25 protein-coding genes and 2 tRNA genes are annotated in these 24,822 nt (G+C 58.1%); 12 read left to right on the top strand and 15 right to left on the bottom strand.

Annotated features, from left to right (window positions below):
- Positions 1–6: 6 nt before the first annotated feature.
- Both AB4Y97_RS19320 and AB4Y97_RS19325 read right to left on the bottom strand, forming a co-directional pair.
- Entirely contained in the window at positions 7–495 is a 489-nt protein-coding gene (locus AB4Y97_RS19320) for a disulfide bond formation protein B (RefSeq protein ID WP_442000676.1), read from the bottom strand.
- 10 nt (positions 496–505) lie between these two features.
- Positions 506–1,087: a YqaA family protein gene (locus tag AB4Y97_RS19325; protein ID WP_442000677.1), complete on the bottom strand. Its 582-nt coding sequence runs from the start codon at positions 1,085–1,087 to the stop codon at positions 506–508.
- 153 nt (positions 1,088–1,240) lie between these two features.
- On the opposite strand from AB4Y97_RS19325, the gene AB4Y97_RS19330 reads away from it, so the two are divergent.
- The 4 genes from AB4Y97_RS19330 to AB4Y97_RS19345 all read left to right on the top strand — a co-directional run bounded on the left by AB4Y97_RS19330 (position 1,241) and on the right by AB4Y97_RS19345 (position 3,995).
- Positions 1,241–1,325 (top strand) — tRNA-Leu (locus AB4Y97_RS19330).
- 363 nt (positions 1,326–1,688) lie between these two features.
- On the top strand, positions 1,689–2,606 hold the full coding sequence (locus AB4Y97_RS19335) for a S1C family serine protease (RefSeq protein WP_442000678.1): 918 nt from the start codon (positions 1,689–1,691) through the stop codon (positions 2,604–2,606).
- Positions 2,607–2,880: 274 nt separating this feature from the next.
- Positions 2,881–3,192 (top strand): response regulator transcription factor, encoded by a 312-nt coding sequence (locus AB4Y97_RS19340; protein WP_442000710.1) that lies wholly within the window; start codon positions 2,881–2,883, stop codon positions 3,190–3,192.
- Positions 3,193–3,608: 416 nt separating this feature from the next.
- A complete protein-coding gene (locus AB4Y97_RS19345; protein WP_442000679.1) occupies positions 3,609–3,995 on the top strand; it encodes a hypothetical protein in 387 nt (128 codons plus the stop codon).
- A 219-nt stretch (positions 3,996–4,214) separates the two neighbouring features.
- On the opposite strand, the gene AB4Y97_RS19350 is transcribed toward AB4Y97_RS19345, so the two are convergent.
- The 7 genes from AB4Y97_RS19350 to AB4Y97_RS19380 all read right to left on the bottom strand — a co-directional run bounded on the left by AB4Y97_RS19350 (position 4,215) and on the right by AB4Y97_RS19380 (position 10,647).
- Complete coding sequence (locus tag AB4Y97_RS19350; protein WP_442000680.1) at positions 4,215–4,757, bottom strand: RNA pyrophosphohydrolase; 543 nt, start codon at positions 4,755–4,757, stop codon at positions 4,215–4,217.
- Positions 4,758–4,989: 232 nt separating this feature from the next.
- Positions 4,990–6,309, bottom strand: a complete 1,320-nt coding sequence (locus tag AB4Y97_RS19355; protein ID WP_442000681.1) for a S41 family peptidase — start codon at positions 6,307–6,309, stop codon at positions 4,990–4,992.
- Entirely contained in the window at positions 6,309–7,664 is a 1,356-nt protein-coding gene (locus AB4Y97_RS19360) for a murein hydrolase activator EnvC family protein (RefSeq protein WP_442000682.1), read from the bottom strand. The genes AB4Y97_RS19355 and AB4Y97_RS19360 overlap by 1 nt, the downstream gene beginning before the upstream one ends.
- Positions 7,665–7,668: 4 nt before the next feature.
- On the bottom strand, positions 7,669–8,163 hold the full coding sequence (rlmH, locus tag AB4Y97_RS19365) for a 23S rRNA (pseudouridine(1915)-N(3))-methyltransferase RlmH (RefSeq protein ID WP_442000683.1): 495 nt from the start codon (positions 8,161–8,163) through the stop codon (positions 7,669–7,671).
- Positions 8,164–8,178: 15 nt separating this feature from the next.
- A complete protein-coding gene (rsfS, locus tag AB4Y97_RS19370) occupies positions 8,179–8,508 on the bottom strand; it encodes a ribosome silencing factor (protein WP_442000711.1) in 330 nt (109 codons plus the stop codon).
- Positions 8,509–8,659: 151 nt separating this feature from the next.
- The gene (locus tag AB4Y97_RS19375) at positions 8,660–9,310 is read right to left on the bottom strand and encodes a nicotinate-nucleotide adenylyltransferase (RefSeq protein ID WP_442000712.1); all 651 of its coding nucleotides are present in this window, start codon (positions 9,308–9,310) and stop codon (positions 8,660–8,662) included.
- Entirely contained in the window at positions 9,310–10,647 is a 1,338-nt protein-coding gene (locus AB4Y97_RS19380; RefSeq protein ID WP_442000684.1) for a glutamate-5-semialdehyde dehydrogenase, read from the bottom strand. Before AB4Y97_RS19380 ends, AB4Y97_RS19375 begins: the two co-directional genes overlap by 1 nt.
- On the opposite strand from AB4Y97_RS19380, the gene AB4Y97_RS19385 reads away from it, so the two are divergent.
- A complete protein-coding gene (locus AB4Y97_RS19385) occupies positions 10,646–11,488 on the top strand; it encodes a DUF72 domain-containing protein (RefSeq protein ID WP_442000685.1) in 843 nt (280 codons plus the stop codon). The genes AB4Y97_RS19380 and AB4Y97_RS19385 overlap by 2 nt on opposite strands.
- Here AB4Y97_RS19385 and proB read toward each other — a convergent pair whose 3' ends face one another.
- The 5 genes from proB to rplU all read right to left on the bottom strand — a co-directional run bounded on the left by proB (position 11,489) and on the right by rplU (position 15,248).
- The gene (gene proB, locus AB4Y97_RS19390; RefSeq protein ID WP_442000686.1) at positions 11,489–12,607 is read right to left on the bottom strand and encodes a glutamate 5-kinase; all 1,119 of its coding nucleotides are present in this window, start codon (positions 12,605–12,607) and stop codon (positions 11,489–11,491) included.
- Positions 12,604–13,638 carry a GTPase ObgE gene (gene obgE, locus AB4Y97_RS19395; RefSeq protein WP_442000687.1) on the bottom strand — a complete coding sequence of 345 codons (1,035 nt, stop codon included), beginning with the start codon at positions 13,636–13,638 and terminating at the stop codon, positions 12,604–12,606. The genes proB and obgE overlap by 4 nt, the downstream gene beginning before the upstream one ends.
- Positions 13,639–13,725: 87 nt before the next feature.
- Positions 13,726–14,370 (bottom strand): GNAT family N-acetyltransferase, encoded by a 645-nt coding sequence (locus tag AB4Y97_RS19400; protein ID WP_442000688.1) that lies wholly within the window; start codon positions 14,368–14,370, stop codon positions 13,726–13,728.
- A gap of 182 nt (positions 14,371–14,552) precedes the next feature.
- Positions 14,553–14,819: a 50S ribosomal protein L27 gene (gene rpmA, locus AB4Y97_RS19405; protein WP_226742681.1), complete on the bottom strand. Its 267-nt coding sequence runs from the start codon at positions 14,817–14,819 to the stop codon at positions 14,553–14,555.
- A 36-nt stretch (positions 14,820–14,855) separates the two neighbouring features.
- Positions 14,856–15,248 carry a 50S ribosomal protein L21 gene (gene rplU / locus AB4Y97_RS19410; protein ID WP_442000689.1) on the bottom strand — a complete coding sequence of 131 codons (393 nt, stop codon included), beginning with the start codon at positions 15,246–15,248 and terminating at the stop codon, positions 14,856–14,858.
- 286 nt (positions 15,249–15,534) lie between these two features.
- On the opposite strand from rplU, the gene AB4Y97_RS19415 reads away from it, so the two are divergent.
- The 6 genes from AB4Y97_RS19415 (at position 15,535) to AB4Y97_RS19440 (ending at position 23,607) form a co-directional block, all read left to right on the top strand.
- Positions 15,535–15,624, top strand: a tRNA-Ser gene (locus AB4Y97_RS19415).
- A 114-nt stretch (positions 15,625–15,738) separates the two neighbouring features.
- The gene (locus tag AB4Y97_RS19420) at positions 15,739–16,563 is read left to right on the top strand and encodes a tyrosine-type recombinase/integrase (protein ID WP_442000690.1); all 825 of its coding nucleotides are present in this window, start codon (positions 15,739–15,741) and stop codon (positions 16,561–16,563) included.
- The gene (locus AB4Y97_RS19425; protein WP_442000691.1) at positions 16,506–16,730 is read left to right on the top strand and encodes a tyrosine-type recombinase/integrase; all 225 of its coding nucleotides are present in this window, start codon (positions 16,506–16,508) and stop codon (positions 16,728–16,730) included. The genes AB4Y97_RS19420 and AB4Y97_RS19425 overlap by 58 nt, the downstream gene beginning before the upstream one ends.
- A 369-nt stretch (positions 16,731–17,099) precedes the next feature.
- Positions 17,100–21,002, top strand: a complete 3,903-nt coding sequence (locus AB4Y97_RS19430; protein ID WP_442000692.1) for an ATP-binding protein — start codon at positions 17,100–17,102, stop codon at positions 21,000–21,002.
- Between the two features lie 69 nt (positions 21,003–21,071).
- Positions 21,072–22,667 (top strand): hypothetical protein, encoded by a 1,596-nt coding sequence (locus AB4Y97_RS19435; RefSeq protein ID WP_442000693.1) that lies wholly within the window; start codon positions 21,072–21,074, stop codon positions 22,665–22,667.
- A 16-nt stretch (positions 22,668–22,683) separates the two neighbouring features.
- Positions 22,684–23,607 (top strand): DUF2971 domain-containing protein, encoded by a 924-nt coding sequence (locus AB4Y97_RS19440; RefSeq protein ID WP_442000694.1) that lies wholly within the window; start codon positions 22,684–22,686, stop codon positions 23,605–23,607.
- Between the two features lie 135 nt (positions 23,608–23,742).
- On the opposite strand, the gene AB4Y97_RS19445 is transcribed toward AB4Y97_RS19440, so the two are convergent.
- Entirely contained in the window at positions 23,743–24,090 is a 348-nt protein-coding gene (locus tag AB4Y97_RS19445) for a helix-turn-helix domain-containing protein (RefSeq protein WP_442000695.1), read from the bottom strand.
- A gap of 104 nt (positions 24,091–24,194) precedes the next feature.
- Between AB4Y97_RS19445 and AB4Y97_RS19450 the strand changes: the two genes are divergently transcribed.
- Positions 24,195–24,779: a hypothetical protein gene (locus AB4Y97_RS19450; RefSeq protein WP_442000696.1), complete on the top strand. Its 585-nt coding sequence runs from the start codon at positions 24,195–24,197 to the stop codon at positions 24,777–24,779.
- Positions 24,780–24,822: the final 43 nt, after the last annotated feature.

The following is a 24,822-nucleotide window of genomic DNA, read 5'->3' on the forward strand; positions in this document are numbered from 1 at the left end:
GGCCGCTCAGGCCCTGCCCTTTCGGGCCGCGATACCCGCCAGAGCCGCGAGCGCGAGCGAGATCAGCGCATTCCACCCTGCCAGCGACAATCCGAGGAACCGCCATGCGGCCTCCGTGCAGCTGACGACGCGGATCGTTTGAAGCTGGTTGAGCAGATCGCCCACATTGCCGGCGCCTGCGGCCGCCCCGCCGCCGCAATCGCTCGGACCGAGCCAGAAGCCCCATTCCACGCCGGCATGGTAGGCCCCCATGCCTGCACTGACCACGAAGATGAGCGCAAGGCACCACAGGCCGATGCGCCCCCAACGCGGAGGCATGACGGCCGTCAGCAACGCCAGAGGGATGGCGAGGTAATAGGGATTGCGCTGCTGGAGGCAGAGTTTGCAGGGCTGATAGCCCCAGACATGCTGGAACACGAGCGCGCCGCCGATAGTCGCCGCTGCGGCCAGGGCAATCGTCAGCGCCACCTGCCGGATCTTAAGCTCAGGCCGCATGGCAGCTCCTTCAGAACAGGTAGCGGAACGCGACGAAACCGCCGATGAAAGCTGCGATGGCGAGGATCGCCACCAGATTGAAGTGGCGGTCTATCACATTCTTGATGAACGATCCGAATCGACTCATCAGCAGCGCGATCACGAAGAAGCGCGCGCCCCGGGTCAGGATAGACAGCAGAATGAACCAGCCGAGGCTGTAGCCGGCAAAGCCCGAGGTAATCGTGACCAGCTTGTAGGGGATCGGCGTGAGGCCTTTCAGCAGAATGACCCAGTGGCCGTATTCCGCATAGGAATGCCGGAACGTCTCGGCTCCCTCGGTCAGGCCATAGAGCTGAAACAGCCAGCTTCCGACCGAATCATAGAGCAGGTGGCCGATGAAATAGCCGAGGATGCCTCCAAGCACAGAGGTTATCGTGCAGATCAGGGCATAGGACCAAGCCCGATCCGGCCGCGCCAGCATCATCGGGACGAGCATGATGTCCGGCGGCACCGGAAAGAACGAGCTTTCGGCGAAGGAGACCGCCGCCAGCGCATAGGGGGCCGACGGCTTGGCAGCGAGGGAGAGGGTCCAGTCGTAGAGGCGTCTGAGCATGGTCATCCGGGCCGCATGAGGCAGAACAGGGCCGTCTTAGCCCTGCTTCTTTGAGCATAAGCCGGGGCCGGTGGCGAGAGGTATGAAGTGCCGCGCCATCCGCCTCATGCACATTGACCGCCCTTCCTCGGCCGTGTTACTCGGCACCGCGTTGCCCCTGTGGCGGAATTGGTAGACGCGCTCGACTCAAAATCGAGTTCCGCAAGGAGTGCTGGTTCGATCCCGGCCAGGGGCACCATTTTGATTTGAGTGATGTTTTTGGCCCCTTCGCTCGAACGGTTTTAGTTTCCAGGTCGCCATGTCGGCACTCTGTCGACGCACTGATGCAAATGGTCTTGCCCCATTCGACCGCCAGCTCGATACAACCTTGGACCACCTTCCGGCTGTGAATCCCGTTTTTCACCTGCTCTCTTTTGGGGTCGTCGCCCTAAACAACCCATAGCCGTGCGATTCCTCCTCTCGGAAGGCACCTGAGCGCATGAGCGGCTCCGCCCCAGACAGGACGGCGCTTGCGAGCGATCAGCCTACCTAGCCACCCGGTCAGTATCCGGCCAACACGTTTGCCGCCAGAATGCGTCTCGAATTGTCAGGGAGGTGTTTCATGCCAGCCCAATCGACAGCATTCTCACTCGGCGCAATCTCAGACCATCTTGCCGATCTCATCGACCGCCTCTCTTCCAGACTCGTGATCGTCCATGGAGGCAGACGCGGTTCATCGAGCGGCATTCTCTGGCGGCCCGGCCTCATCGTCACGGCAGAAGAAGCCCTCGAGACGGATGAGAACATCTCGATCACCCGCCCGGACGGAACCCAGGCTGCCGCCACCCTCGTCGGCCGCGACCCAAGTACTGACATCGCCCTGCTTCGAACCGAGGAGCAGCCCCTCGGCGAGATTCCCGTCGGGGCGACTGACGCGATCCGGACCGGTCATTTCGCCATTGCGGTGGGTCGGCGACCTGAGGGCCTGAGCGCCGCGCTCGGCATCGTGGCTCTCGCAGGCGCCCCCTGGCGGAGCCTGCGCGGCGGCCACATCGATCGGCTTCTTCACCTGGATCTCCAGCTGGATCCTCGGTCGGAAGGCGCAGCCGCGCTCGACGCGGATGGGCGGGTAATCGGGATGACGGTCCTCGGCCCCCGAGGCCGCGTCCTGGTGATCCCATCGGAGACCATTGAACGGGTTGTGCCGCAACTGCTCGAACACGGCCGGATCGCACGCGGCTATCTGGGTCTCGGCGTGCAGCCACTTCGGATCGATCCGGCCGTTGCTCAAGCGGCTGGCCTTAACGAACCACGAGGTCTCATGATCATCAACGTGGACCCGGACGGCCCGGGACAGGCCGCGAAACTTCGGCAGGGCGATGTTCTCATCAGCTGGAATGCGCAACCCCTTCGATCCGTGCGCGGGTTGCATACCCTCCTTGGGCCTGAGAGCGTCGGCCAGTCTGTCGAGTTGGGGATCTTGCGGGCCGGTGAGCGGATGATCGTCCCCGTCCAGATACGGGAGCGGCCCCAAGCCTGATGGCGGGGCCCAGGAAGGCAATGCCATGCGAAGCGTGGCACTTCTGATCGATGATACGGACCTTGGCGAGCGGATCTCCGCGATGCTCGCCGAGGAACCCGACATCGCGCTCCTGGATATCCAGGACAACCCCGATGTGGTGATCACCGATCACCTGCCTTGTCTCACCGGGTCTCCGACGATCTTTCTGGAAGACCGCCCGGATGCGTCCGAGGCCCTTGGCGCAGGAGCAAGCGGAGTGCTGCCACGCGACTGTACTGCTGCTGATCTCGCTCTGGCTGTCGAGGCTGCGGCGCGGGGCTTCGCGATCATGCCTCGGGCGCTTGTCAAACCGGAATCGTCGGCAATCCACGATGCGTCCGACGGACCGTTCCCTCCGCACGAGACAAATCTTCTCACGGCACGGGAACTCGAGGTCCTGGGCCTGCTGGCGGGAGGAGCATCCAACAAGCTCATCGCCCGGCGCCTCGGCATCTCGGTCCATACCGCCAAATTCCACGTCGCCTCCATCGCCGCGAAACTCGACGCAACCGGCCGGACGGATGCCGTCGCGCAGGCCGTACGCCTTAGGCTCATCATGCTGTGAGGAGCCAAGTGCCTCGGCCTCCTCATCATACTCTTTGTCTGTGGCCTTTGAGGCAGCTGGATCAGGTTTACCGACGATGGCCGCATCCATCCGCCGAAGGACGCTAAAGCATCGGATGAGAGCATCGTGTGACTGCAAAACCGGGTCCACTTTTGCGCACGATGCGCTAGGGCTTGACCAGGCTGGCAAGTTCAAAACAAAAGATCGCGGATGGCGATCGACCATGGCCCTTGGCCCTGGTAGGTGGCGGTGTAATTATCCCAGCATAAATTTCCTTGGGGGCGCAATTGAAGACTTCTCTCGACCTGGTTCGAACGCTGCGAATCTCTCACCTTGCCGTGGCTCTCAGCCTGATGCTCTCCCCGGCAATGTCCTTCGCGCAAGAGGCCCCCGCACGGCCGCCGGTACAAACTGGGGTGGAGCATACGACCGAGGCCCGAATCGTCCTGGTCGAGTGGCGGATCAAGAAAGGACGCGAGGACGAGTTCCTGGAGTACTGGGCGACACGCGCGACCATCGCAGACCGTTCCGGCCTCATCGGCGAATTCCTCTCGCGTGTCGAAGATCGGAAACAATTTCCGTGGATGGTCTGGAACCTCGATCGGCGCTGGACCACCTTCGTCAATGTCGGGTTCTGGCGGGAAGGAGCGGAATTCCAGCAGCAGATCGGCCGCTTCATCGATAACACGAAGCCGCCCTTGGCTTTCGAGGCTCAGAAGCGGCGACGCGTGTTCCTGGCGCCCGCGCGCTGGCGGATCGGCGCCTCGCCGCTGCTCGCCTCCGATCACCCGAGCGTCCGTTAAAGTCTGTCGCGCCTGCGGAGCCGCTTTGCCTGCGTCGCTGTCTTCCGGAGGATGGGACTACCGGAGGTCCTATCTTACGAAACGGGTATCATGCTCCTTCAACGACGCAGCAGAGCGGTCGCAGCTTCCTTTCCGCTTATGACCATCACCGGTTACGAGAACTCAACGGAGGCATCGGCGCTTCGGCCAATGCCGGTCGTCGAGCGATGAATTCCTCGATCAGACCTGCGCATCGCGGCGGCTCAGGTGACCGAAGGCGCCGAGCACGCTTTCATAGACGGGCCGCTTGAAGGGGATGATCAGCTGGGGCAGCCGCTGCATCTCTTCCCAGCGCCATTCGTCGAATTCGGGTTTGTGGTGCCCGCCGCCGGGCTGGTGGATATTGATCTCGCTCTCGTCGCCTTCGAACCTGAAAGCGAACCATCTCTGTGTCTGACCGCGATAGCGCCCTCGCCACGCACGGCCGGCGACCATCGAGGGCAAATCGTAGGAATACCAATCCGGCGCCTCAGCCAGGAGGCGCACGGAGCGAACGCTGGTTTCCTCATACAATTCGCGCAAAGCGGCCTGATAAGGTTCCTCGCCCGGATCGATTCCCCCTTGCGGCATCTGCCAGGCATAGCCGTCGGCGACCTGATCGCCGCTGGGCTCGGAGCGGCGGCGGCCGACGAAGACTTGGCCTTCCCTATTGAGAAGCATGACGCCGACGCAGGCGCGATAGGGGAGATTGGTCCTGGCCTGCAATCCTTTGGCGCCTCTCATCCGACCACATCCTCCCGCTCAGGCCCGACAATGTTCGAAACACGGCCTATCGACCATTCATGATCGCCCGACGCGTGCTCTTGGTTCCCGAACACTTGCAAGAGTGCCGTGTCGCTTCGCCATGCACAAGCTTTTCTGTGCGTCCCGCTCTTCAAAGCGAAAGGGCCCGACGGCGCGAAACCATCAGGCCCTTTCTTTCAGCAGCGGCCGTCAGGCCGCAACAGGTGATGTCTTAGTTCGGAACGCCCGTAGTGGTATTGGCCGCTCCCTTGCGCACGCCATGGAGGAAGTCGTAGGCGGCGGTCAGCTGCTTGTCCTTGGCCGGATCCGGCGGGACATAGGCCGAGGAACCGCCACGCTCTTCCTTGTCGGCGCCATTCTGGAGATGGCCGCGCAGGCCGGCTTCACCCTTGGTTTCGTCCTTGCCCTTCAACTCGTCCGGAACGTCCTGCAGAACCTCCCGGTCGGGCTCGATGCCCTTGGCCTGGATCGAGCGGCCGGACGGGGTGTAGTACCGGGCCGTCGTCAGGCGCACGGCCCCGTTGCCTCCGAGCGGAATGATGGTCTGCACGGAGCCCTTGCCGAAGGAACGGGTTCCGAGCACCGTCGCCCGCTTATGATCCTGCAGGGCGCCGGCGACGATCTCCGAAGCGGAAGCCGAACCACCGTTGACGAGCACGACGAGCGGCTTGCCCTTGGTGAGATCGCCACCCTTCGCCGTGAAGCGCTGGGTATCCTCCGGATTGCGGCTGCGGGTCGAGACGATCTCGCCCCGGTCGAGGAACGCATCCGACACCATGATCGCCTGATCCAGCAGACCGCCGGGGTTGTTGCGAAGGTCGATGACGAAACCGGCGAGCTTGTCCTGGCCGATATCGCTCGTGAGCTTCTCGATGCCGCTGCGCAGGCCTTCATAGGTCTGCTCGTTGAACTGCGTGATGCGCAGAACGCCGATATCGCCTTCGGCCCGGACGCGCACGGGGCGGACCTTGATCGTCTCGCGGGTGAGTTTCACCTCGAGCGGATCCTTGGCTTCCTTGCGCTGCACCTTGAGCGTGACCGACGAGTTGATCGGCCCGCGCATCTTGTCGACGGCCTGATTCAGGTTGAGGCCCTGGACCTGCTCGCCGTTGATCTGGGTAATGATGTCGTTGGCGAGGATGCCGGCGCGGGAGGCGGGCGTGTCGTCGATGGGGGCGACAACCTTGATCAGGCCGTCTTCCATCGTGACCTCGATGCCGAGGCCGCCGAATTCACCGCGGGTCTGCACCTGCATGTCACGGAAGCTCTTGGCATCCATGTAGCTCGAATGCGGATCGAGCGAGGTCAGCATTCCGTTGATGGCCGATTCGACGAGCTTCGATTCATCGGGCTTCTCGACATAATCCGTCCGGATCTTCTCGAAGACGTCACCGAAGAGACTCAACTGCCGGTAGGTGTCCGTAGAGGCGGCAATCGCACTCGTTGAGGACAGCAGGCTGGTCTGCGACACCATCGACATGCCGCCGGCGCCAATGACCGCGCCAAGAATTAAAAGGGACACTTTGCGCATTATCCGCGAACCTTTTCGCTTTGCGATTTCGCCCACCATGGACCTGGATCGATCGAACCGCCGTCTTTCCTGAACTCTACATAGAGAATCGGATTGTTCTTTTCTATGGCTCCGCCAGCCGACGATATGAGAGATGTATCTCCCATGGCCGCGACAGGTTCGCCAGCGAGCACGAACTGCCCGACATCGACATTGATCTGGTCCATTCCGGCCAGAAGCAAATAATAGCCCCCACCGGCATTGATGATCAAGAGACGCCCATAAGACCGGAAGGGACCGGCGAAGGCAACCCAGCCATCCGCAGGTGATATGATGGATGCCTTCGGACGTGTCGTGATCGAAATGCCGCGCGTCGTTCCGCCATAGCCGTCGGAGGCCCCGAAATCCCGGAGCGTCTCCCCGCTGACAGGCCTTGGAAGCAGGCCCTTTGCCTCGGAAAACGGAATTTTCGGCGCAAGTCGGGCCGGATCCTGGAAAGCGGCCTGGGCGAAGCGCGCACGGGCCTCCTTTTCCTGGGCCTCGGCGGCCTTGCGAGCCTCGTCCGCCGCCCGTTGGGCACCGGCGATCTCCTTCTCCATGCGGTCGATCAACTCTTTGAGAGTACCGGCCTGACGGGCCAGATTCGCCGTTTTTTCCTTCTCGGCGCCCACCGAGCGCTCGACCTCGGCGATGCGGCGCTGGCGGGCATCGACGAGAGCCGTGAGGCGCCCCTGCTCGGCGGTGAGGGCCGTCAACTCGGTGCCCAGAGTCGATCGGTCGGTCGCTATGGCGTTCTTGAGGCGGACAAGTTCGGCCAGGTCCGTTGCCAGGGCCTCGGCCTCCGTCCGCAATTCGGGCAGCACGGCGCCGAGCAGAATCGAGGCGCGAACCGCCTCCAGCATGTCTTCCGGACGCACGAGAACGGCCGGAGGGGGACGACGGCCCATGCGCTGGAGCGCAGCGAAGACCTCGATGATGATGCCGCGACGGCCTTCCAGGGAGCGGCGGATGGCCGCCTCGCTCGCCGTCAATGTCTGAAGGCGCTGCTCCAGATCGCGAATGCGGTCTTCGGTCAGACGGACACGGCCCGCCGTCTCGATCAGGGCCGCGTTGAGCTTCGCCCGATCCGTGCCGATCTCGGCGATCTCGGCCTCGAGTTTCCTGCGGGCTTCGGCGCTCGCGGCCATGGCCTCTTCCAGGGTCTTGAGGTCTTTCTCCCGCTGGGCTTTCTGCTCGACCGTCTCCGGGGGCACCTGCGGCACCGCCGAGGCAGGCGCAGGCGCCTGTTGAGCCTGTGCGGCCCCCAGGGTGAAAACGACCAACCATGCAGCAAAGCCGAAAGCCCTGCGGGGAAGAGAAAGCGTGATGCGGGTCATCCCTTCATGAATCGTCGTGACCGGCACGATGATAAGGGTGACCGGCGATGATTGTCAGCGCCCTATAGACCTGCTCGGCCACGAGCGCGCGCACGATCTGGTGCGGCATGGTGAGCGCACCGAAGGATACGACGAGTTTGGCCCTCTGGAGGACCTGCGGATCGAGCCCGTCCGGGCCGCCGATGACACAGGCGATGCCGGGGCTGCCCTCGTCGCGCCAATGCCTGAGCTTTTCGGCGAAGGCCTCGCTGGAAGGGCTCTTGCCGCGCTCGTCGAAGACGATCAGCAAGGACGACCCGGCCTTTTCCAGGAGAGCGGCAGCCTCCTCGGCCCGGCGGTCATCCTCCCGGCGCGCCCGGCTTTCGGGCAATTCGACAATATCGAGCCCGGCCATGCCAAGGCCACGGCCCATGCCCTCGATCCGCTGCCTGTAGCGTTCGACCAGCTCCCGCTCGGGGCCGCTTTTGAGACGGCCCACGGCCAGCAAGCTCAGTCGCAACGCCTCAAGCCTCTATCAGCTGGTGCGATCTTGCGGACGGTCGGCGCCCCACATTTTCTCGAGGTTGTAGAATCCACGCACCTCGGGACGGAAAATGTGAACCAGAATGTCGCCGGCATCGATCAGCACCCAGTCGCAGGCCGGAAGGCCTTCGACGCGCGCGTTTCCGAAGCCTTTGTCCTTGAGATCCTTGATCAAACGATCGGCGATCGCGCCCACATGGCGGTGGGAGCGGCCCGACGTGACGATCATGGTATCTGCAAGCGAGGTTTTGCCGACAAGGTCGATTTCGACCGTATTCTCGGCCTTCATGTCCTCGAGGCTGGCCAAGGCGGCCGCCCGGATATCCTCATCATGGGGAGCCTTCGCTCCGGAGAGAGGGGGAAGCGGATTCAGGTCCGCTTCAAGCGAAGATAGTCGGTTCAGGTTCAGACCCTTTCAACCAGCGCTACACGTTGCGCCGTCACTCTAAGATAATGTGGAACGGCACCTCATTTCAACGCCCCCCAAAGGGAGAAGTTCGTCGCAACCGGCGAAGCTCGGTCGACGACAGAAAGGAGCGCGGCCCGTGGAGGAAGACCCAGGCAGGGGGAGCAAGGTCCGGTAGGGCCGGTGCCTCGCTCTCCGCGATGCGGCCGCCCGACAGGGTGATGGCGCTTCGGGAGCGTCCCGCCTTCAAGGTCCAGCCGGGCCGGTCGATGATCGCGATGGGCATCATCCGGGCGATTCTGCGCCAGCCGCGCCAGCGGTGGAAGCTTGCGAGATTATCCGCCCCCATGATCCAGACGAATTTGACGCCGGGATAGCGCCTTTTGAGATAAGCCAGAGTATCGACGGTATAGCGGGCGCCGATGGCCTCCTCGAAGACGGTGACGTCGATGCGGGGATGGGAGGCGACCTTGCGGGCTTCCTTCGCCCGCACCGATGTCGAAGCGAGTTCGCCCGGATCCTTGAGCGGATTGCCCGGCGTGACGATCCACCAGATGCTATCGAGCCCGAGGCGCTTGAGAGACATGAGGCTCACATGGCGATGCCCCGCATGGGCGGGATTGAACGAGCCGCCATAGAGGCCGATCCGCATGCCAGGGGCGACCCGGGGCAGACGGGCGAGGCCCGAGGGCCTGAGGCGGAACCTCGAAGGCGGCATCACGGACGTGTCTGGCCCGAACCGCGGATGCGATATTTGAAGGAGGTCAGCTGCTCGACGCCGACCGGACCGCGGGCATGCATCCGCCCCGTGGCGATGCCGATTTCGGCTCCGAAGCCGAATTCTCCGCCATCGGCGAACTGGGTTGAGGCGTTATGCAGCACGATGGCGGAATCGACCTCCGCCATGAACCGCTCCGCGGCGGCCACGTCGTCGGTGACGATGGAATCGGTATGATGGGAGCCGAAGGTTTCGATATGGGCGATAGCCCCGTCGAGCCCGTCCACGACTTTCGCGGAAATGATGGCGTCGAGATATTCCGTGCGCCAATCCTCCCCCGAAGCCGGTGTTGCCCGCGGATCGGCGGCCAGGACCGCCGCGTCGCCGCGCACGGCGCAGCCCGCATCGAGAAGCATGGCGACGAGCGGCTTCAGATGGGTCGCGGCGCAGGCCTTGTCCACGAGAAGGGTTTCAGCCGAGCCGCAGATGCCCGTGCGGCGCATCTTGGCGTTCAGGACGATCCGCTTGGCCATGTCGAGATCGGCCTTGTCATGGACGAAGACATGGCAGAGGCCTTCGAGATGGGCGAAGACCGGCACCCGCGCCTCTTCCTGGACGCGGGCCACGAGGCTCTTGCCGCCGCGCGGCACGATCACGTCGATATTGCCGTCGAGCCCGGAGAGCATGGTGCCGACCGCCGCCCGGTCGCGGGTCGGCACGAGACGAATGGCATCGGAAGGCAACCCTGCCTGAGCCAAACCCTCCCCCATCGCCTCGGCGATGGCTGAGGCCGTGCGGAAGCTTTCCGAGCCAGTGCGCAGAATCGCGGCATTGCCGGCCTTGAGGCAGAGCGCGCCCGCATCCGCAGTGACATTCGGGCGGCTCTCGAAGATCACGCCGATGACGCCGAGCGGTGTCGCCACGCGCTCGATCAGGAGGCCGTTCGGACGCTCGAACGAGGTGAGGACACGTCCGACCGGATCGGGCAATGCGGCGATACTTTCCACCGCAGCGGCAATGCCTTCCAACCGCTCGCGGTCGAGGGTGAGACGGTCGAGGAACGCCGGGGTCTGGCCCTTGGGGCGCGCCTCGGCGAGATCCTCCGCATTGGCGGCGAGAATGGCACCCGAACGCGCGCGGATGCAGGCTGCCATGGCCCTCAAGGCTGCCTCCTTCTCGGCGGCGGTGGCAATGGAAAGGCGGCGGGCGGCCTGTCGCGCACGGCGGCCGAGATCGTTGAGCAGGGCTGGGATGTCCCGAGCCTCAACCGAAGCCGCATGCGCGGCGTTGAGTCGGTCGGCGGGATTGATCCCGCTCAGGGTCTGAGTGTCATCCATGTCCAAGCCTCGCGGACGATCCGCATCCAAAACCAAATCCGTGGCGCGCTCGGCGAGTCGTGACCCCAGCCGCACCCTGTCTCCCGACAAGGCCCGTCCTGGGGCTGCAACCGAACAGCGCATCGGCACGTCCGGGTGGCACTACAAGACCTGGAGCGGCCCCTTCTACCCATCCGAACTGAAGCCGAAGGACTTCCTGTCCTTTTACGTTGAACATTTCAACACGACCGAAATCAACAATTCCTTTTACCGGCTTCCCACGGAGAAGGCGGTCAAGGCCTGGCGGGACGGCGCTCCGGAGGGCTTTCTCTTCGCCTGGAAGGCCTCGCGCTACATCACGCATCTCAAGCGCCTCAAGGACGTGAAGGATAGCATCAAGCTTGTCTTCGATCGCATGGCCGGGCTCGGCCCCACATTCGGTCCCGTGCTGTTCCAGCTTCCGCCCACTTTCAGAGCCGAGCCGGACAATTTCGAACGGCTGGCCCATTGCCTGAAACATGTTCCGTCGCGGTGCCGATGCGCCTTCGAGTTCCGCCATCCGAGTTGGTACGAGGACCAGGTTCTCGACCTGCTGCATGATCATAACGCGGCTCTTTGCCTATCGGATCATGCCGCTGCTCCTGCGCCGTGGATCGCCACCGCCGATTTCATCTACATTCGCGCCCATGGCACCCATGGGCGCTACGCGGGAAATTACAGCTCCGATACGCTACGGAACTGGGCGCAAAAGCTCCGTCGCTGGCGCAGGGAGAAGCGCGATGCCTATGTCTATTTCGACAATGACGTGAAAAGCGCAGCCCCAGCCGATGCGCAAAAGCTCATCGAGTACGTAAAGGCCTGATCACTCGGCGTTGAGAGCCATGTCGTCCCGATGGATCATCTCGGTCCGGCCCGGATAGCCGAGGATCGCTTCGATCTCACGGCTGGGACGGCCGATGATACGGGAAGCATCCTCCGCATCATAGGCGACGAGGCCCCGTCCCAGGATGCGGCGCTCGTCACGAATCGTGACCGCATCGCCCCGGGCGAACACGCCCTCGATCCGGCGCACGCCAACCGGAAGGAGGCTCGCGCCCCCCTGAAGGGCTCGGATCGCGCCCTCATCCACATAGAGCGTGCCGCGCGGTTCGAGCGCACCCGCGATCCAGGTTTTGCGCGCGGTCGCGGGATTGGACGGCGTGAGAAACCACGTGCAGCGGCCGCCCTCGGCGATGCGCTTCAAGGGATTCTTCGCGCGCCCGTCGGCAATGATCATATGCGTGCCGCCGGCGGTGGCGATCTTGCCCGCTTCGACCTTGGTGCGCATGCCGCCACGGGAGAGTTCCGACGCCGCGCCCCCTGCCATCGCTTCGATGGCAGGCGTGATCCGCTCGACCACGGGAATGTGCTGCGCATCGGGATTGGAGGCCGGCGGCGCCGTATAAAGCCCGTCGATATCGGAGAAGAGCACCAGCAGATCCGCGCCGATCATGGTGGCGACGCGAGCGGCCAGCCGGTCGTTGTCGCCATAGCGGATCTCGCTCGTCGCCACGGTGTCGTTTTCATTGACCACCGGCACGGCCCGCATTTCGAGAAGCTTCAGGGTCGTGGCGCGGGCATTGAGATAGCGGCGGCGCTCCTCCGTGTCGGAGAGCGTCACCAGAATCTGTCCCGCCGTGATACCGTGATGAGCCAGCACCTCGGACCAGGTTCGCGCCAGGGCGATCTGCCCGACCGCCGCGGCCGCCTGGCTTTCCTCGAGCTTCAACGGCCCTGGCGGCAGTCCCAGCACCGTGCGGCCCATGGCGATGGCGCCGGAGGATACCACCAGCACATCGGCGCCCTGCGCATGAAGATCGGCGATATCCTCGGCCAGAGCCGCAAGCCAGGCGTGATTGAGGCGCCCGCGCGCGCGATCGACCAGGAGCGCGGAGCCGACCTTCAGGACGACACGGCGGAACTGACGCAGGTCAGGGCTCACGGATGCCATTCCTCTTGCGTCTCGACCACGGCCTCCACGGCCTTGGCTTCATCGATTACCGAGAGAAGCGCCTGCAGGACCTCCTGCACCCCCTGCCCCGAAGCGGCGGAAACTACATAGGGCGTGCGCTTCGAGGCCCGTTTCAGGCGCGCGAGCTGCTCCTTCAACGTCTCCTCGTCGAGGGCATCGGCCTTGGAGAGCGCCACGATCTCGGGCTTGTCGGCAAGACCATGGCCGTAAGCCTCGATCTCGTGACGGACCGTCTTGTAGGCCTTGCCCGCATGCTCGCTCGTGCCCTCGACAAGATGCAGGAGCACGCGGCAGCGCTCCACATGGCTCAAGAAACGGTCGCCAAGCCCCACGCCCTCCGATGCGCCCTCGATGAGCCCCGGAATGTCGGCCAGCACGAATTCCCGGTTATAGGCGCGCACCACGCCGAGGCCCGGATGAAGCGTGGTGAAGGGATAGTCCGCGATCTTGGGCTTTGCCGCCGTGACGGTGGCGAGGAAGGTGGATTTGCCCGCGTTGGGCAGCCCGACGAGGCCGGCATCGGCGATCAGCTTGAGGCGCAGGATGATCCAACGCTCCTGGCCTTCCTGACCCGGATTGGCCCGGCGCGGCGCGCGGTTGGTCGAGGTGGTGAAATAGGCGTTGCCGAAACCGCCATTGCCGCCCTTGGCCAGAAGTATCCTCTGGCCGACCTCGGTCATGTCGGCGATGACGGTCTCGCCATCCTCGTCCAGGATCTCGGTGCCTGCCGGGACCTTGAGAATGACGTCGTTGCCCTTGCCGCCGGCACGGTTCTTGCCCATGCCGTGCTCGCCCTTCTTGGCCTTGAAATGCTGCTGATAGCGGTAGTCGATGAGGGTGTTGAGGCCCTCCACGCATTCCGCCCAGACATCGCCGCCGCGTCCGCCGTCGCCGCCATCCGGCCCGCCGAACTCGATGAACTTTTCGCGGCGGAACGACACGCATCCGGCGCCGCCGTCGCCTGAGCGGATATAGATCTTGGCTTGGTCGAGAAATTTCATAATCCGCATCCTTTACGGGACAAGGCGTGCGGGGGCAACGCGAACCATCCGGAAGCGCTCCCGAATTGATCGGGAGCGCTTTTCGCATCAACTGGCGAGGGACAGGACCTCGCCCGTTTCAGGCGCGACGGGCTCTCTGACGAGGCCCGTGTGCCCCCAGGTTTTCAGGCTCTCCCAGGCCCGCCGATCGAGGCGAAACTGGTCGGCGGGGTAGAACCCGCCCCGCGCGGGAAGCTCGGCAAGGCCGGAGCCCTGATAGGCGAAACCGCACTTCTCCAGCACCCGGCGGGAGGGTGGGTTGATCACCCGGGCGGATGCCGTGAGTTCGCTCTCGTCGCCATAGGCGAAGAACGCGTCGATCAACGCCCGGGCGGCCTCGGTGGCGTAGCCCTGCCCCCAGAAGGGGATGCCGAGCCAGTAGCCGAGACTCGGCCGGCCATCCTCCGGACTCGGGCCGATGCCGACGACGCCGATCAAGCTGTTCGGCTTGCCTTTCGGGGTGATGGCGAGCTGCAGGCTATGGCCATCCGCATTGGCCTGCCGGGCCTGGAAGATGAACCGCTCCGCGTCCTCCGGTGGGTAGGGATGCGGAATGCGGGCCGTCATCTCCGCGACAGCTTTCTCACCGGCAAGGCGTACGATGGCTTGGGCATCCGCAAGACGGGGCCAGCGCAGCCAAAGGCGGCGGGTTTCCAGGCGGAAAACATCGTCACGGGTGAGGTCGGGAAACATGGTCCTGCTCCGATCCGGTTGGGCCCTTTCGCGAGCCCTGAAATGACGAAGGGGAGGTGGACATCCCACCTCCCCTGTCGATCTCGGATCTGGAGCTTGGCCTTTTCGGGCCTTTTAGGAGCTTCTGGATCCGCCGGGTCGGTGTGATGCCGGCGGGAGCTCCTTCGTTTTGCTCTCGCCGTTTACTCTGCAGCCTCTTGGGCCGGGACGACCGATACGAAAGCTCGGCCTTGTTTCGTAAGAAATCGGACGCGGCCATCGGCCGTGGCAAAGAGGGTATGATCCTTGCCCATGCCGACATTGGCGCCCGCATGCCACTTCGTGCCGCGCTGACGAATAATAATGTTGCCCGACACGACCTGTTGATCGCCGAACTTCTTGACGCCCAGACGACGGCCTGCGGAATCGCGACCGTTGCGAGACGAGCCGCCTGCTTTTTTGTGAGCCATGGGTCTACTCCCGTGTTCCTGTCAGTTGCCGTTCGCTTATTCAGCGGTGGCCGGCGCAGCTTCTTCAGCCGCAGCCTTGGTGGTCTTCTTTGCCGCAGCCTTCTTGGGCTTCCCGCCTTGACCGAGGATCTCGGTAATCCGGACCACGGTGTAATCCTGGCGATGCCCACGCTTGCGGCGCGAATTCTGGCGGCGGCGTTTCTTGAAGGCGATGACCTTCTCGCCGCGGGTGTGCTCGACAACCTCGCCCGCCACGGTGGCACCCTCAATGAGGGGCGCGCCGACCTGGGTGCCGTTGTCGTTCGTGACCATCAGAACCTGGTCGAACGTAACGGCGGCGCCCGGCTCGCCCGCGAGCTTGGCGACGGTGATGACGTCATTGGCGGCAACGCGATACTGCTTGCCGCCGGTCTTGATCACTGCGAACATCTTGATCCTCGTGTTCAAACCCAACTCTCCGCGGGAAACCCGCAGGGTCGGCTTTTTGGCAGTTTCCGGCTTCATTTCACGATGGCCGACAGCCACCGCAGCGAAACGCGCAGACACAAGGGCCCACGCGTAAAGACGGCCTCTCTAAGGGAAGTCTCCGGCCGTTGTCAATCAAAAACCCTCCAAGAACCCTGCAAAAACCCGTCAAAGGGTGCTTGAAGAGCCCGAAGGTGCGTGATATCCACCCCGCCTCAACCAGCCGAACTTGGCAACGAGCCGGCCCTCCGGAGAGGTGGCAGAGTGGTTGAATGCACCGCACTCGAAATGCGGCATACGGGCAACCGTATCGGGAGTTCGAATCTCCCCCTCTCCGCCAGCTAACCCTATGATTTCATTATGATTTCTTAGAGTACAGCTAGAGCCTTCGAGACTTCCAAAACAGCCCAACAGATCAATCCGTCACACTCGTGTCACAGGCGGGCTGATTTCTATGGCTACCATCCGCAAGCGCGGCAATTCCTGGCAGGTCCAAGTTCGACGGCAGGGCTTTTCGTCTCTCGCGCAAAGCTTCTCCACCCATGCCGATGCGGTAGCGTGGGCACGGGATAAAGAACGCTCCATAGATCGCTCAGAAATTTTGCCTAATCACCGCTCCCTAAAGGCGGTGAGGCTTCATGACCTGCTAGATCGCTATGAACGCGAAGTGACCCCCAAGAAACGGGGCGCTGATCGAGAGATCCATAAGCTCCGCATCCTCAAAGCTCACGACGTTGCAAAGGCTGGTCTCGATAAAATCTCTGGGCGAATGATCGCCTCTTATAGAGATGATAGGCTCAAGCTCGTAAGCAGCGGAACGGTGCGGCGGGAACTCGCCATCCTTCAACACTGCTTTGAAGTGGCCAGAAAGGAATGGGACCTTCCCATCCTGATCAATCCTGTCCGACAAATTACACTCCCCAAGGCAGGAAATGCCCGCCAACGAAGACTCAACCCTGACGAGATCGAGACTTTTTGGGCAGCCGTTGACCGCGCCAGAGCACCATGGATGAAGCCCTTTATAACTCTCGCCATCGAAACAGGCATGAGACGGGGCGAACTCTTAGCCATTCGATGGGAGGATATCGATGCTGCATCGCAGACCCTGCATGTGCGCCAAACCAAGAATGGCTATGAGCGCACAATTCCTTTGACGCCATGCGCGTGTAGGACATTCCTATCGATGCAGAGAGAGGCTGCTTGTATCTTTCCCGTGACCCCATGGCAGTGCGCCAGGCATGGGAGCGGCTTATTGTACGAGCTCAGCTTAAAGATCTAAGATTTCACGACTTACGTCATGAGGCTATATCGAGATTTTTCGAATATGGTCTCTCTACGCCAGAAGTATCTTTGATTAGCGGTCATCGCGACCTACGTATGCTTGCTCGCTATACGCATTTAAGACCCGCAGATATCGCCAAGAAGCTTAGATCGATTTCATCATGAAAATGAGAGCTATGAATGATCAGCCCAACACCTCTATTATGCTAATAAGAGTTTCTTTTTTTAAGATCACATTTGCACCGAATAAATTTTTTCGCGTTTGTTTTTATAATGCTACTAAATCATCTTGTTTTTACTTAGCAGATAAGCTCACATATACATGGAATGAAAATTTTATTCTAAATTTTGATGGGATTTTATGGCAAAGAAGAAAACAAAACTAGGGACTAAGGCTACAATACCCCTTAGTTAACCACATTAACCATCTAAAGTTGAACTTCGCTTAAATTAATGGAGACACTACACTCGATGATTGAAAAACTAGGGCAAAGTAAACCGACTTAGCGGCTAGCCCTAACTACGGGGCAAATCGTGGCTGAGCTTCAACCTAGAGCGCTACATCTCCATACACTCGACTCTCTGATTGCTGACTTGGTGAGTGGCAGAGCTGTCCTAGTAGGTGATAAGGAATACCGCCTTCCAGATGACGCAACGCGCAGCACCCTTCAATGGTACCATGAGGTTGGCGTCAAAGGATGGCCAGCAAATGTCAGTCTCACTAGTGGGGAGCAATTAGCTGATGCGGCTCTTAAAACTCCTCCTGAGTTGCCGCCGCTTCAGGCCCGCCCTGCTAATGCCAATACACGGCGCTTACTCCTAAAACGCCTAGAAGCCCACCGTTTTGCGGGACTTCATAAGTTTGGGACTCCAGCAGCTGCTCCAGAAAATTATATCCACGATTTCTCAGCGTCATTGACCTTATTCGAAGGTCGAAATGGTTCGGGTAAAACGTCTCTTGCAAATGCTATTATTTGGGCACTTACCGGTGAGCTGCTGCGGCCTCAACGCCTGCCTGAGAAGACAGAGCAGAATTTCCCGTGTTGGGTTGATCCCATCAACGATGGAAGTCCCTCAATCCATCAGCTAACACCCGTCACTCCGATGCCTGACGTGGCTGACTTCCGACCATCTGATGAATGGGTCCCGGCTGATACCTGGGTCGAGTTAACTTTCGAGGATGAGAACGGAAATACAATTCCTATTCGACGAACTCATATCCGCACATCCAGAGGAAAGCCGGTTGAAACTTGCGATTTGAGTGCGTTGGGAATCGATCCGATTGGCACGAGAATAGGAACACTAATGCCCGGACTACTGGGCTTCATCAAGGTAGGTTCGGAGTCTGAGCTTGGCAGAGCTGTATCTCAGCTGACAGGACTTTCAGCCTTGGTCGATCTAGCTGGTCATGCACGACGTGCTAAAGACAAGATCGATAAGGATTATAGAAAAGCGAAAATTCAGGAACGGGATCGAATTGACCAAGCTTATAATACGATAAAAAATGATCTTGAGAGAGCACTTGCAGATCGGCCAGATCTCAAACCAAGTGCCGATATACCTCCGCCTTCCGACGATGCGACCATTGAGATTACTTTGGAAGCGATTAAGCAGCACTTCAATGATCTCAAGTCGTCTGCATTTGGCTCGGTTAAAGAGATTCTCTGTGCTGAATTCGACCCCACAGACAGCCAGAGTAAAGCCAATCTAGAAAAGAGTATTGGCCCTGCTCTCAGTGAGCTGGCTCAACTTGCTCGCCTAACGCCGTTGGCGAGATTGAATAGCCTAAGAACTTTAACGTCAGATCAATTGAAATCAGTCGATGGCAAGATCGCAAATCTGCAACAAGAGGCTAGGACATTAGCTGCTCTTGCAAAGACGCCAGATGCAGCTGCGAGGACTCGTCTATATGCGAGAATTGCTTCCTGGATAGCGGACCATCCTGATCCGAACCTTAACCTCGATATATGCATCGTATGTGGCGGTCCCCTCATTGACGTAGTCGATGATGTAACCGGTAAGGCCGTCAAGATTCACATAGAAGAAGCGAAAGTAGAAGCTAAGCTACTTTCTCAATCACTCGCCCAATGGTCTCAAGCTGCCCTTAATGAACTATCGGCAGGGTTGCCTGAGGCACTCCAAAGAGAGATCAAAATTGATTTGCCTCCTCATCCTTGTGATCTTCTTCGCGCTGCTCTCATCGACGAGCTATTCGAGCACCCTTCGTTCTCAGGAGTATTATCGCCTCTCAAAGAGGAAACAGCAAAGGCATTCGACGCTGCAGTCATGCACAAGTCTGCATTAGCAGATGAGACCTTAATCGATTTACCTTCAGAATTCAGCGAGCTAGAGCTTACTTTAAGACGGGTTGATCGAGCATTGCGCTTTGCAAGATGGCGACAAGCCAATGAACCGCTTGCTCGAACAATTGTTGAAACGGTCATTGGAAGACCCGCAAAGGATAATGAAGCAGTCGAAAAGAAGACACTGATTGGCAAGCTCCTTGAGCTTGAAGCGACGGTAAAGGCTGCAAAGCCATTAACAGACGCACTAGACTTATGTCATCGCCTCGATAACCAACTCGTTCAGCGCCGAACTGTCGAGAAGAGGCTAGAGACATATTCCATTTCCAGCGCAGCATTAGGAAATCTCCTCAAACTGGGGGACCTAGCCGACCTTCAGGTTAATGAACTTCAAGAGAAGCTAGGTACTTCCACCGCAACGTGGCGCAAAAAAATTTATACTGGTGCCTTTCCAACGATTGCGCATGAACTGGTTGGTACTTCGTTGGGTCGAGATGGTGAACTGGGCCTACGAATGCGCTCCGGAGGAGTAACAGCGCCTGCTCAACATATAACGAATGCCTCTGCTCTAAGGGCAAGCCTTGTGGCATTTTATCTAGCTTTCTGGGAATATGTGATGGCAGAGCGAGGTGGTTTGAACCTTATTCTGTTTGATGATCCTCAAGAGCTGCTTGATGATGAGAACCGCGAGTATCTCGCCACGGCCCTGTGCTCACTTCCCAAAATCGGAGCGCAAGTTGTCTTGACGTCTTATGATTCTCGTTTCTCTAGCTGTGTAGCGAAAGCGACTGGGATCGGAGGTGTGGCCCACTTCGAGGTACAACCTGCTACACGGAAACATCCAACCCTTCGTACCATTCCACCACGCTCCGAAATCATTAAGCGTAAGGCAGCTTATGATGAGGATCGCGACGCTGAAGTTCCTGCTCGTGACTACACTGATGCATGTCGGGTTTTCCTTGAAAGCAAGTTAGGGGATATTTTTGAAGACCCTGCTTTCTCAACATGGGTTAAAGAAAACCCTCACCCAGCACTTGCAAGTTATGTTTCCAGATTACGCAGCCAAGTCGCGGCAGCAGGGCCGCAATCAATGTTTGGCATTCGCATCTTCAAGCAGTTCGTCGACCATCCTGCGCTCCAAGATAAGTCGAATACCATTGAATTAATGAATAAGTCGCATCACGGTAAACGCCATGAGATTCGGGCAGGTGATGTCGCATTATGCACTGACGATCTTGATAGCCTTGTCAAGCACGCGGAAGAAATGTGGGACGAATGCAGACGCTGGCGAAGGCGTGATCCATCTACTCGAGATCCTGTGCCTTCTCCGACCCCACTGGAACCTATTCAGGCTCCTAATCTCAAGATCACCATTTGCCCTGACCTAGCAGCTTTTACTGAACATTCCTCATCCGAAGAATCACAAGAAGAAATCCAACCTCTTGATCCTAAAGCTTTTGAAGGCAAAGCGACGTTTTATCTCCGTCGGGATAATTTCGGCTTTGCCGCTCCAGAGGGTTCAATAGCTATCGTTGAAGCTGAACCCACAGCTGTTGATGACAGGCGCCTAGTTGTAGCGCGGCATGAAAATAAGATTCTTGCCCGACGCTTTCTTCGATCTACAAATTCAGAACTGATCGGGCTTACAGCAGAGACTCTTGATCCACGTACCAGGACTCCCAAGACCATCTTCCTTCGCGAAGATGAAGTAGCCCTTCACAGGGTAACTGGAATTATTTTTGATCATGATCTTACGGTTGATCGAGGCTCTGATGAAGCTGTATCCGTTGATGCAAGCAAGATCTTTCAAAGCATTAAAGTTGCCTACCGTGTTATCGATGAGAGCGCGGTGCCTTTGGCTCTTCCAAAGCAGGTCGTACTCGGAGGCGCTCAAATTCAACTAGATACTCTTGATTCCTACCATGGAAGGCTTGCAGCCTTACAGCTGAAAGATGGTTTGGGCATCTTTAAAAGAATTGGTTCAACACTCCCTGGCGAATTAAACCATATTAGGCAGTTTGAGAGTATTGGCGGCCTAGGATCTTCGCAGGTGCTTTCAATTGGAAAGCCTCAAGTCGGATTGCAAGAACTGGTTAGTGCACGTTTGATTCTGGGTGTATTGTACCACGGTTGATGAGAGACAATCAGGACAAGGTGAAGAATATAAACCACTAGCAACTGTTCTAAAATAATAGGGCTGTTCGTGATGTCGCTCTTTCCTGACGATGAAGATCAGGACGATGTCGATTTTGACACGCCTCCTGATCGGGCTTGGATAGTCAAACTTCTCTTTTGGTGTCCATCGCAGCTTTCAGATGAGGATATGGAGCTGTTCTTCAGACGCCGCGATGGGAGATGGAGCGGGCAGACAAAGGCGGCTCTTCAACGCCATAATGCCAAAGGCTTGGACCTTAACCAGAATTGGGCACTGGTTGAACAAACCTGGACATGCCCAATCTGCAAGAGGTCAAAAAACGAGATTTTTCGGCTCTCAACACGTGGAATTTTATTAGCCAAATTAGAGGAGCATCATGATCACTTGCGAGATTATGTTCGCAAGCGGGCTCATGATCTATATGGCGAGAAATGGTTGGTCGATATCCCAAGAGGTGGGCACCATCTTGCCGATCAACTGGAGCATCTTGTTTCCAGCTTTACACCTGAATTGGTCTGCTCAGAATGCAATGCGGCAGATGGTAAGGCGAAGGCGCATCTGAAGGGAAAAGTGCATACCTACTTTAGCTTTTCCCCATCAGAGATTGCGCAGTTCATCACACCAAAACCAAACGTTCCTCACGGCATAGATTTGCAAAAGGTCGAGGATGCTTGGGATCAAGCTCGCCCAAAGCTCGAAATGCGTCTTAAGCTCATAGACGACACCTTAAGCCTTATCCAATCTGGAGTGCTTAGGCATGAGCTTGGGACGCCATGGTTTTGGGTGACACAACGACAGTTCGCCCCCCACACCCAACTTTACCAAGCATTCTTGTCAGAAACTAACCGCGATGAGCGAGGACGAGAGTTATCTCGAATGCTCGATGAATTTCTAGCGCGGTCAGTTCAAAAGGACTCGCCAGTCATTGCCCCCAAAACTAGTTCAGCAGCTCATAAGGTTCGTGTGCCAAGTAACGCTGAGTATGCCGCCTATACTGACCCTGTCTCGGCTCGCCGCTGGGAAGCTACGCCTGAAATTTGGAGTTGCCCCGTCTGTCAAAGGTCAAAGCGGCAGATAGTCAAGTGGTCAAAGACGGGAAACAAATGGTCAGGAGGAATCCGTGAGCATTTGGAGCCTATTGCTGAGACGGATGAGACGGCGCTTTGGGCCCGGCGTCGTCTGTTGCCGGGCTTCCGAAATGCTTTCGTAATGCGTGATTTCAATAATACTTTAATATGCTCTGGCTGTCAGGATGTTGCCACCCAACTTAAACAGCGTAGGAGAGACATTCCTGATCAGTCTCTTGCACTCGATGACATACGGGAATGTCTTGTAACCATCGAAGCTCACGCGGATCATCAAGTGAATTGGGAAGAAGCCGCTAATCGTGCCCTGAGCAACGCGGCAGTGGGATCAGCATGGGATGCTTATTTTAAACACTGCTCAATGGCTTGGGAAGCACGACAGCATTATCGACAGTTAGTTCATTATAGTGGCTATGATGAAAATAAAGCGCTCCGAACCATAGCTGAAGATATTATGCTTGACGCACAAATCGATGATACAGACGAGGCGCTTTCTCTAGCAAAATGGCTGCTTTCTGATGTGGAGAGGCGATACTCAAAAAGCGCCGCAAAAGCCTAAGTTAACAGAGTCCGGTATGAAACCTTTTTCTCATTACACCACTGAACAAGGACTTCGTGGCATCAGTCATTCTCAAGCCCTTTGGGCGACTGAATTCATTTCCGTCAACGATAGGACGGAGTTCATATATGCATTTTCTGCTATATATGAGGCTATGCTAGGCAATGTGTTGGATCGTGTGCCGCATGATTTGCGAGATATGACCAAAGGCAAAAGCGATGTTTCAGAAATTGTTTTTAATTTCAAGAATCAGATGCGAAAGCAGGCCGAGGTCGAAGACGGGTATGGAAGCCTTTACGTGGCATCCTTTGCACGTGGCAGGAATGATGAGGAAGACCAACGAGGTATTCTGACGCTTTGGACACGTTACACAAAAGATAAGGGGTACTGTTTACAATTTTATAGAGAGCAAATTGAGGAAACTATTGAGAGAGAAAAGAGGCGTTACTCGTATGCATGGCTTGAAATTGCGGAAGTCGTATACGGTATAGATAAAAGCGATTCTGAATTTCGCTATCTCGTCGAGCAGTTCACTCTTCGAATGCTCCTCTGGATAGGTCAAGATAGGCGAGACAGTCGGGTCTTACCCGACCCAGATCTTATTGATGTCGATAGCATTTTTCTAACTCGACTAACGAGGTTTTGTGCAAAACATAAAGATTCAAGTTTTTCAGATGAGCGCGAGATTAGAATCTTTGCCTGCCCTGCTCGTGTATCTGGTTTCAATTTCCTTACTGGACTCACCGCTCTAAAGACGATCAATCATAGAGAGGATGAACGCGGCAAACACCGATACCTTATTCTCAATCAGGGTATTGGATCGGGGCTAACGCCACATCGTATTATTATAGGACCTGCTGCCCCTTTAAGTGCTCCTGCGATCCAGGAACTGTACCCACAAACTGCTCTGATTGTGAAATCAGACATACCAATCTGTTGAGCAGAGCCAGAATAAACGTCGTCTTCTCGTTCTTACTGACACTCTATCCATCGCAATGTTAGCTGATCTACGCGGTAGTTCTCAGCCAGAGAGGCTGCCTGCGCAGCATAAAAGCCAAATTGCAGGGATGCCTACTTAACTCGGCTTCCTCGCTCTGCGTTTCAGGGCTTCAAGAAATTCGACGGCAAACTCAGCATCACTGCTATCTAAAGAACGGATTAGCGCATACGCCCTTGCCTCAAGCTCTACCCTCTTAAGGTCATTAACACCTTCAGTGTCCAAGAAAGCTGTGAGTGGGATGCTTAATGCTTCGCCAATTGAGCCAAGGGTGTCCAATGGAACAAGGCTAGCCCCTCGCTCAATGTTTCCGAGGGCTTCAGGGGTCCGCTCTATGAGGGCTGCCAATTGCTCTCGTGACAGTCCAGCGGCCTCACGCGCTGCACGAATCCGAGTGCCGATAAGGATTTTGAGATCAGTGACCATGTCCTCGAAATTGCGAGGAGCAGCCCATCTATGCCATGAAGTTTGACTTTTAATGAAATGCAATTACAAAAGTATAACTTCTTTGATTGAGGTTGAGGCAAAGTATGGAAACTTCGGCCATAGCGGAGACAAGTCACCTTTCGATGGTTCTATGGCCAGCGGGAGTAGCCATCTTCCTGCTTATCGTTCTGGGTTCCGGCTCGCGGTTTGTGGTCTTCAGCGATAAGAGCGATTTGCTTTGGACGGCTGGGGTCATTCTTTTCCCCATCGCTACAATCATTGTTGCTGGCGTCGGCTTTGGCACAATCAACGCGCCGCTGGGCGAGGGCATGAAGCTTGGTGATGTGACATTCTCGATGCTGGTGACGACATACCTGTTTCCCACCATCGTCTGTTGCGTGATGCTCCTTCTCTTCCTTCGAAGCCTGTTCATCACGGTTGTCGGTACGATCCTGAACAACGGGCTGTTGCCCGGCCTTTTCATTCTCGTCCTCAAGCTGATCGCGATCATCCCTATTCTCATCGCGGCGATAGGCGGCTCTGCCTTGTATTTCGAGTCTGCCCGTGATGTGCGCCGAAACTTGCCGTTCATTCTTCTTTTGGGCTTCTTCGTCTGGCTGGCCTCACGCATGATCAACGGTGAGCGCGTGATTGAGCGCCGCTTAGCCTTCCAAGAGAGCGCGGCATAACTCCCTAAAGCAGTCAGATAAGTCGGTTCTGCAAACTAAGTTT

Origin of the sequence: Microvirga sp. 2TAF3 (assembly GCF_052114965.1) — a bacterium.
In the GTDB taxonomy this organism is placed as follows: Bacteria; Pseudomonadota; Alphaproteobacteria; order Rhizobiales; family Beijerinckiaceae; genus Microvirga.

Bases quoted from the DNA above. Each gene is read 5' to 3' on its own strand.
- AB4Y97_RS19320 (WP_442000676.1), bottom strand. From the start codon at position 495: ATGCGGCCTGAGCTTAAGATCCGGCAGGTGGCGCTGACGATTGCCCTG.
- AB4Y97_RS19325 (WP_442000677.1), bottom strand. From the start codon at position 1,087: ATGCTCAGACGCCTCTACGACTGGACCCTCTCCCTCGCTGCCAAGCCG.
- AB4Y97_RS19335 (WP_442000678.1), top strand. From the start codon at position 1,689: ATGCCAGCCCAATCGACAGCATTCTCACTCGGCGCAATCTCAGACCAT.
- AB4Y97_RS19350 (WP_442000680.1), bottom strand. From the start codon at position 4,757: ATGAGAGGCGCCAAAGGATTGCAGGCCAGGACCAATCTCCCCTATCGC.
- AB4Y97_RS19355 (WP_442000681.1), bottom strand. From the start codon at position 6,309: ATGCGCAAAGTGTCCCTTTTAATTCTTGGCGCGGTCATTGGCGCCGGC.
- AB4Y97_RS19360 (WP_442000682.1), bottom strand. From the start codon at position 7,664: ATGACCCGCATCACGCTTTCTCTTCCCCGCAGGGCTTTCGGCTTTGCT.
- AB4Y97_RS19375 (WP_442000712.1), bottom strand. From the start codon at position 9,310: ATGCCGCCTTCGAGGTTCCGCCTCAGGCCCTCGGGCCTCGCCCGTCTG.
- AB4Y97_RS19385 (WP_442000685.1), top strand. From the start codon at position 10,646: ATGTCCAAGCCTCGCGGACGATCCGCATCCAAAACCAAATCCGTGGCG.
- AB4Y97_RS19380 (WP_442000684.1), bottom strand. From the start codon at position 10,647: ATGGATGACACTCAGACCCTGAGCGGGATCAATCCCGCCGACCGACTC.
- obgE (WP_442000687.1), bottom strand. From the start codon at position 13,638: ATGAAATTTCTCGACCAAGCCAAGATCTATATCCGCTCAGGCGACGGC.
- AB4Y97_RS19400 (WP_442000688.1), bottom strand. From the start codon at position 14,370: ATGTTTCCCGACCTCACCCGTGACGATGTTTTCCGCCTGGAAACCCGC.
- rpmA (WP_226742681.1), bottom strand. From the start codon at position 14,819: ATGGCTCACAAAAAAGCAGGCGGCTCGTCTCGCAACGGTCGCGATTCC.
- rplU (WP_442000689.1), bottom strand. From the start codon at position 15,248: ATGTTCGCAGTGATCAAGACCGGCGGCAAGCAGTATCGCGTTGCCGCC.
- AB4Y97_RS19420 (WP_442000690.1), top strand. From the start codon at position 15,739: ATGGCTACCATCCGCAAGCGCGGCAATTCCTGGCAGGTCCAAGTTCGA.
- AB4Y97_RS19425 (WP_442000691.1), top strand. From the start codon at position 16,506: ATGGCAGTGCGCCAGGCATGGGAGCGGCTTATTGTACGAGCTCAGCTT.
- AB4Y97_RS19440 (WP_442000694.1), top strand. From the start codon at position 22,684: ATGAAACCTTTTTCTCATTACACCACTGAACAAGGACTTCGTGGCATC.
- AB4Y97_RS19445 (WP_442000695.1), bottom strand. From the start codon at position 24,090: ATGGTCACTGATCTCAAAATCCTTATCGGCACTCGGATTCGTGCAGCG.
- AB4Y97_RS19450 (WP_442000696.1), top strand. From the start codon at position 24,195: ATGGAAACTTCGGCCATAGCGGAGACAAGTCACCTTTCGATGGTTCTA.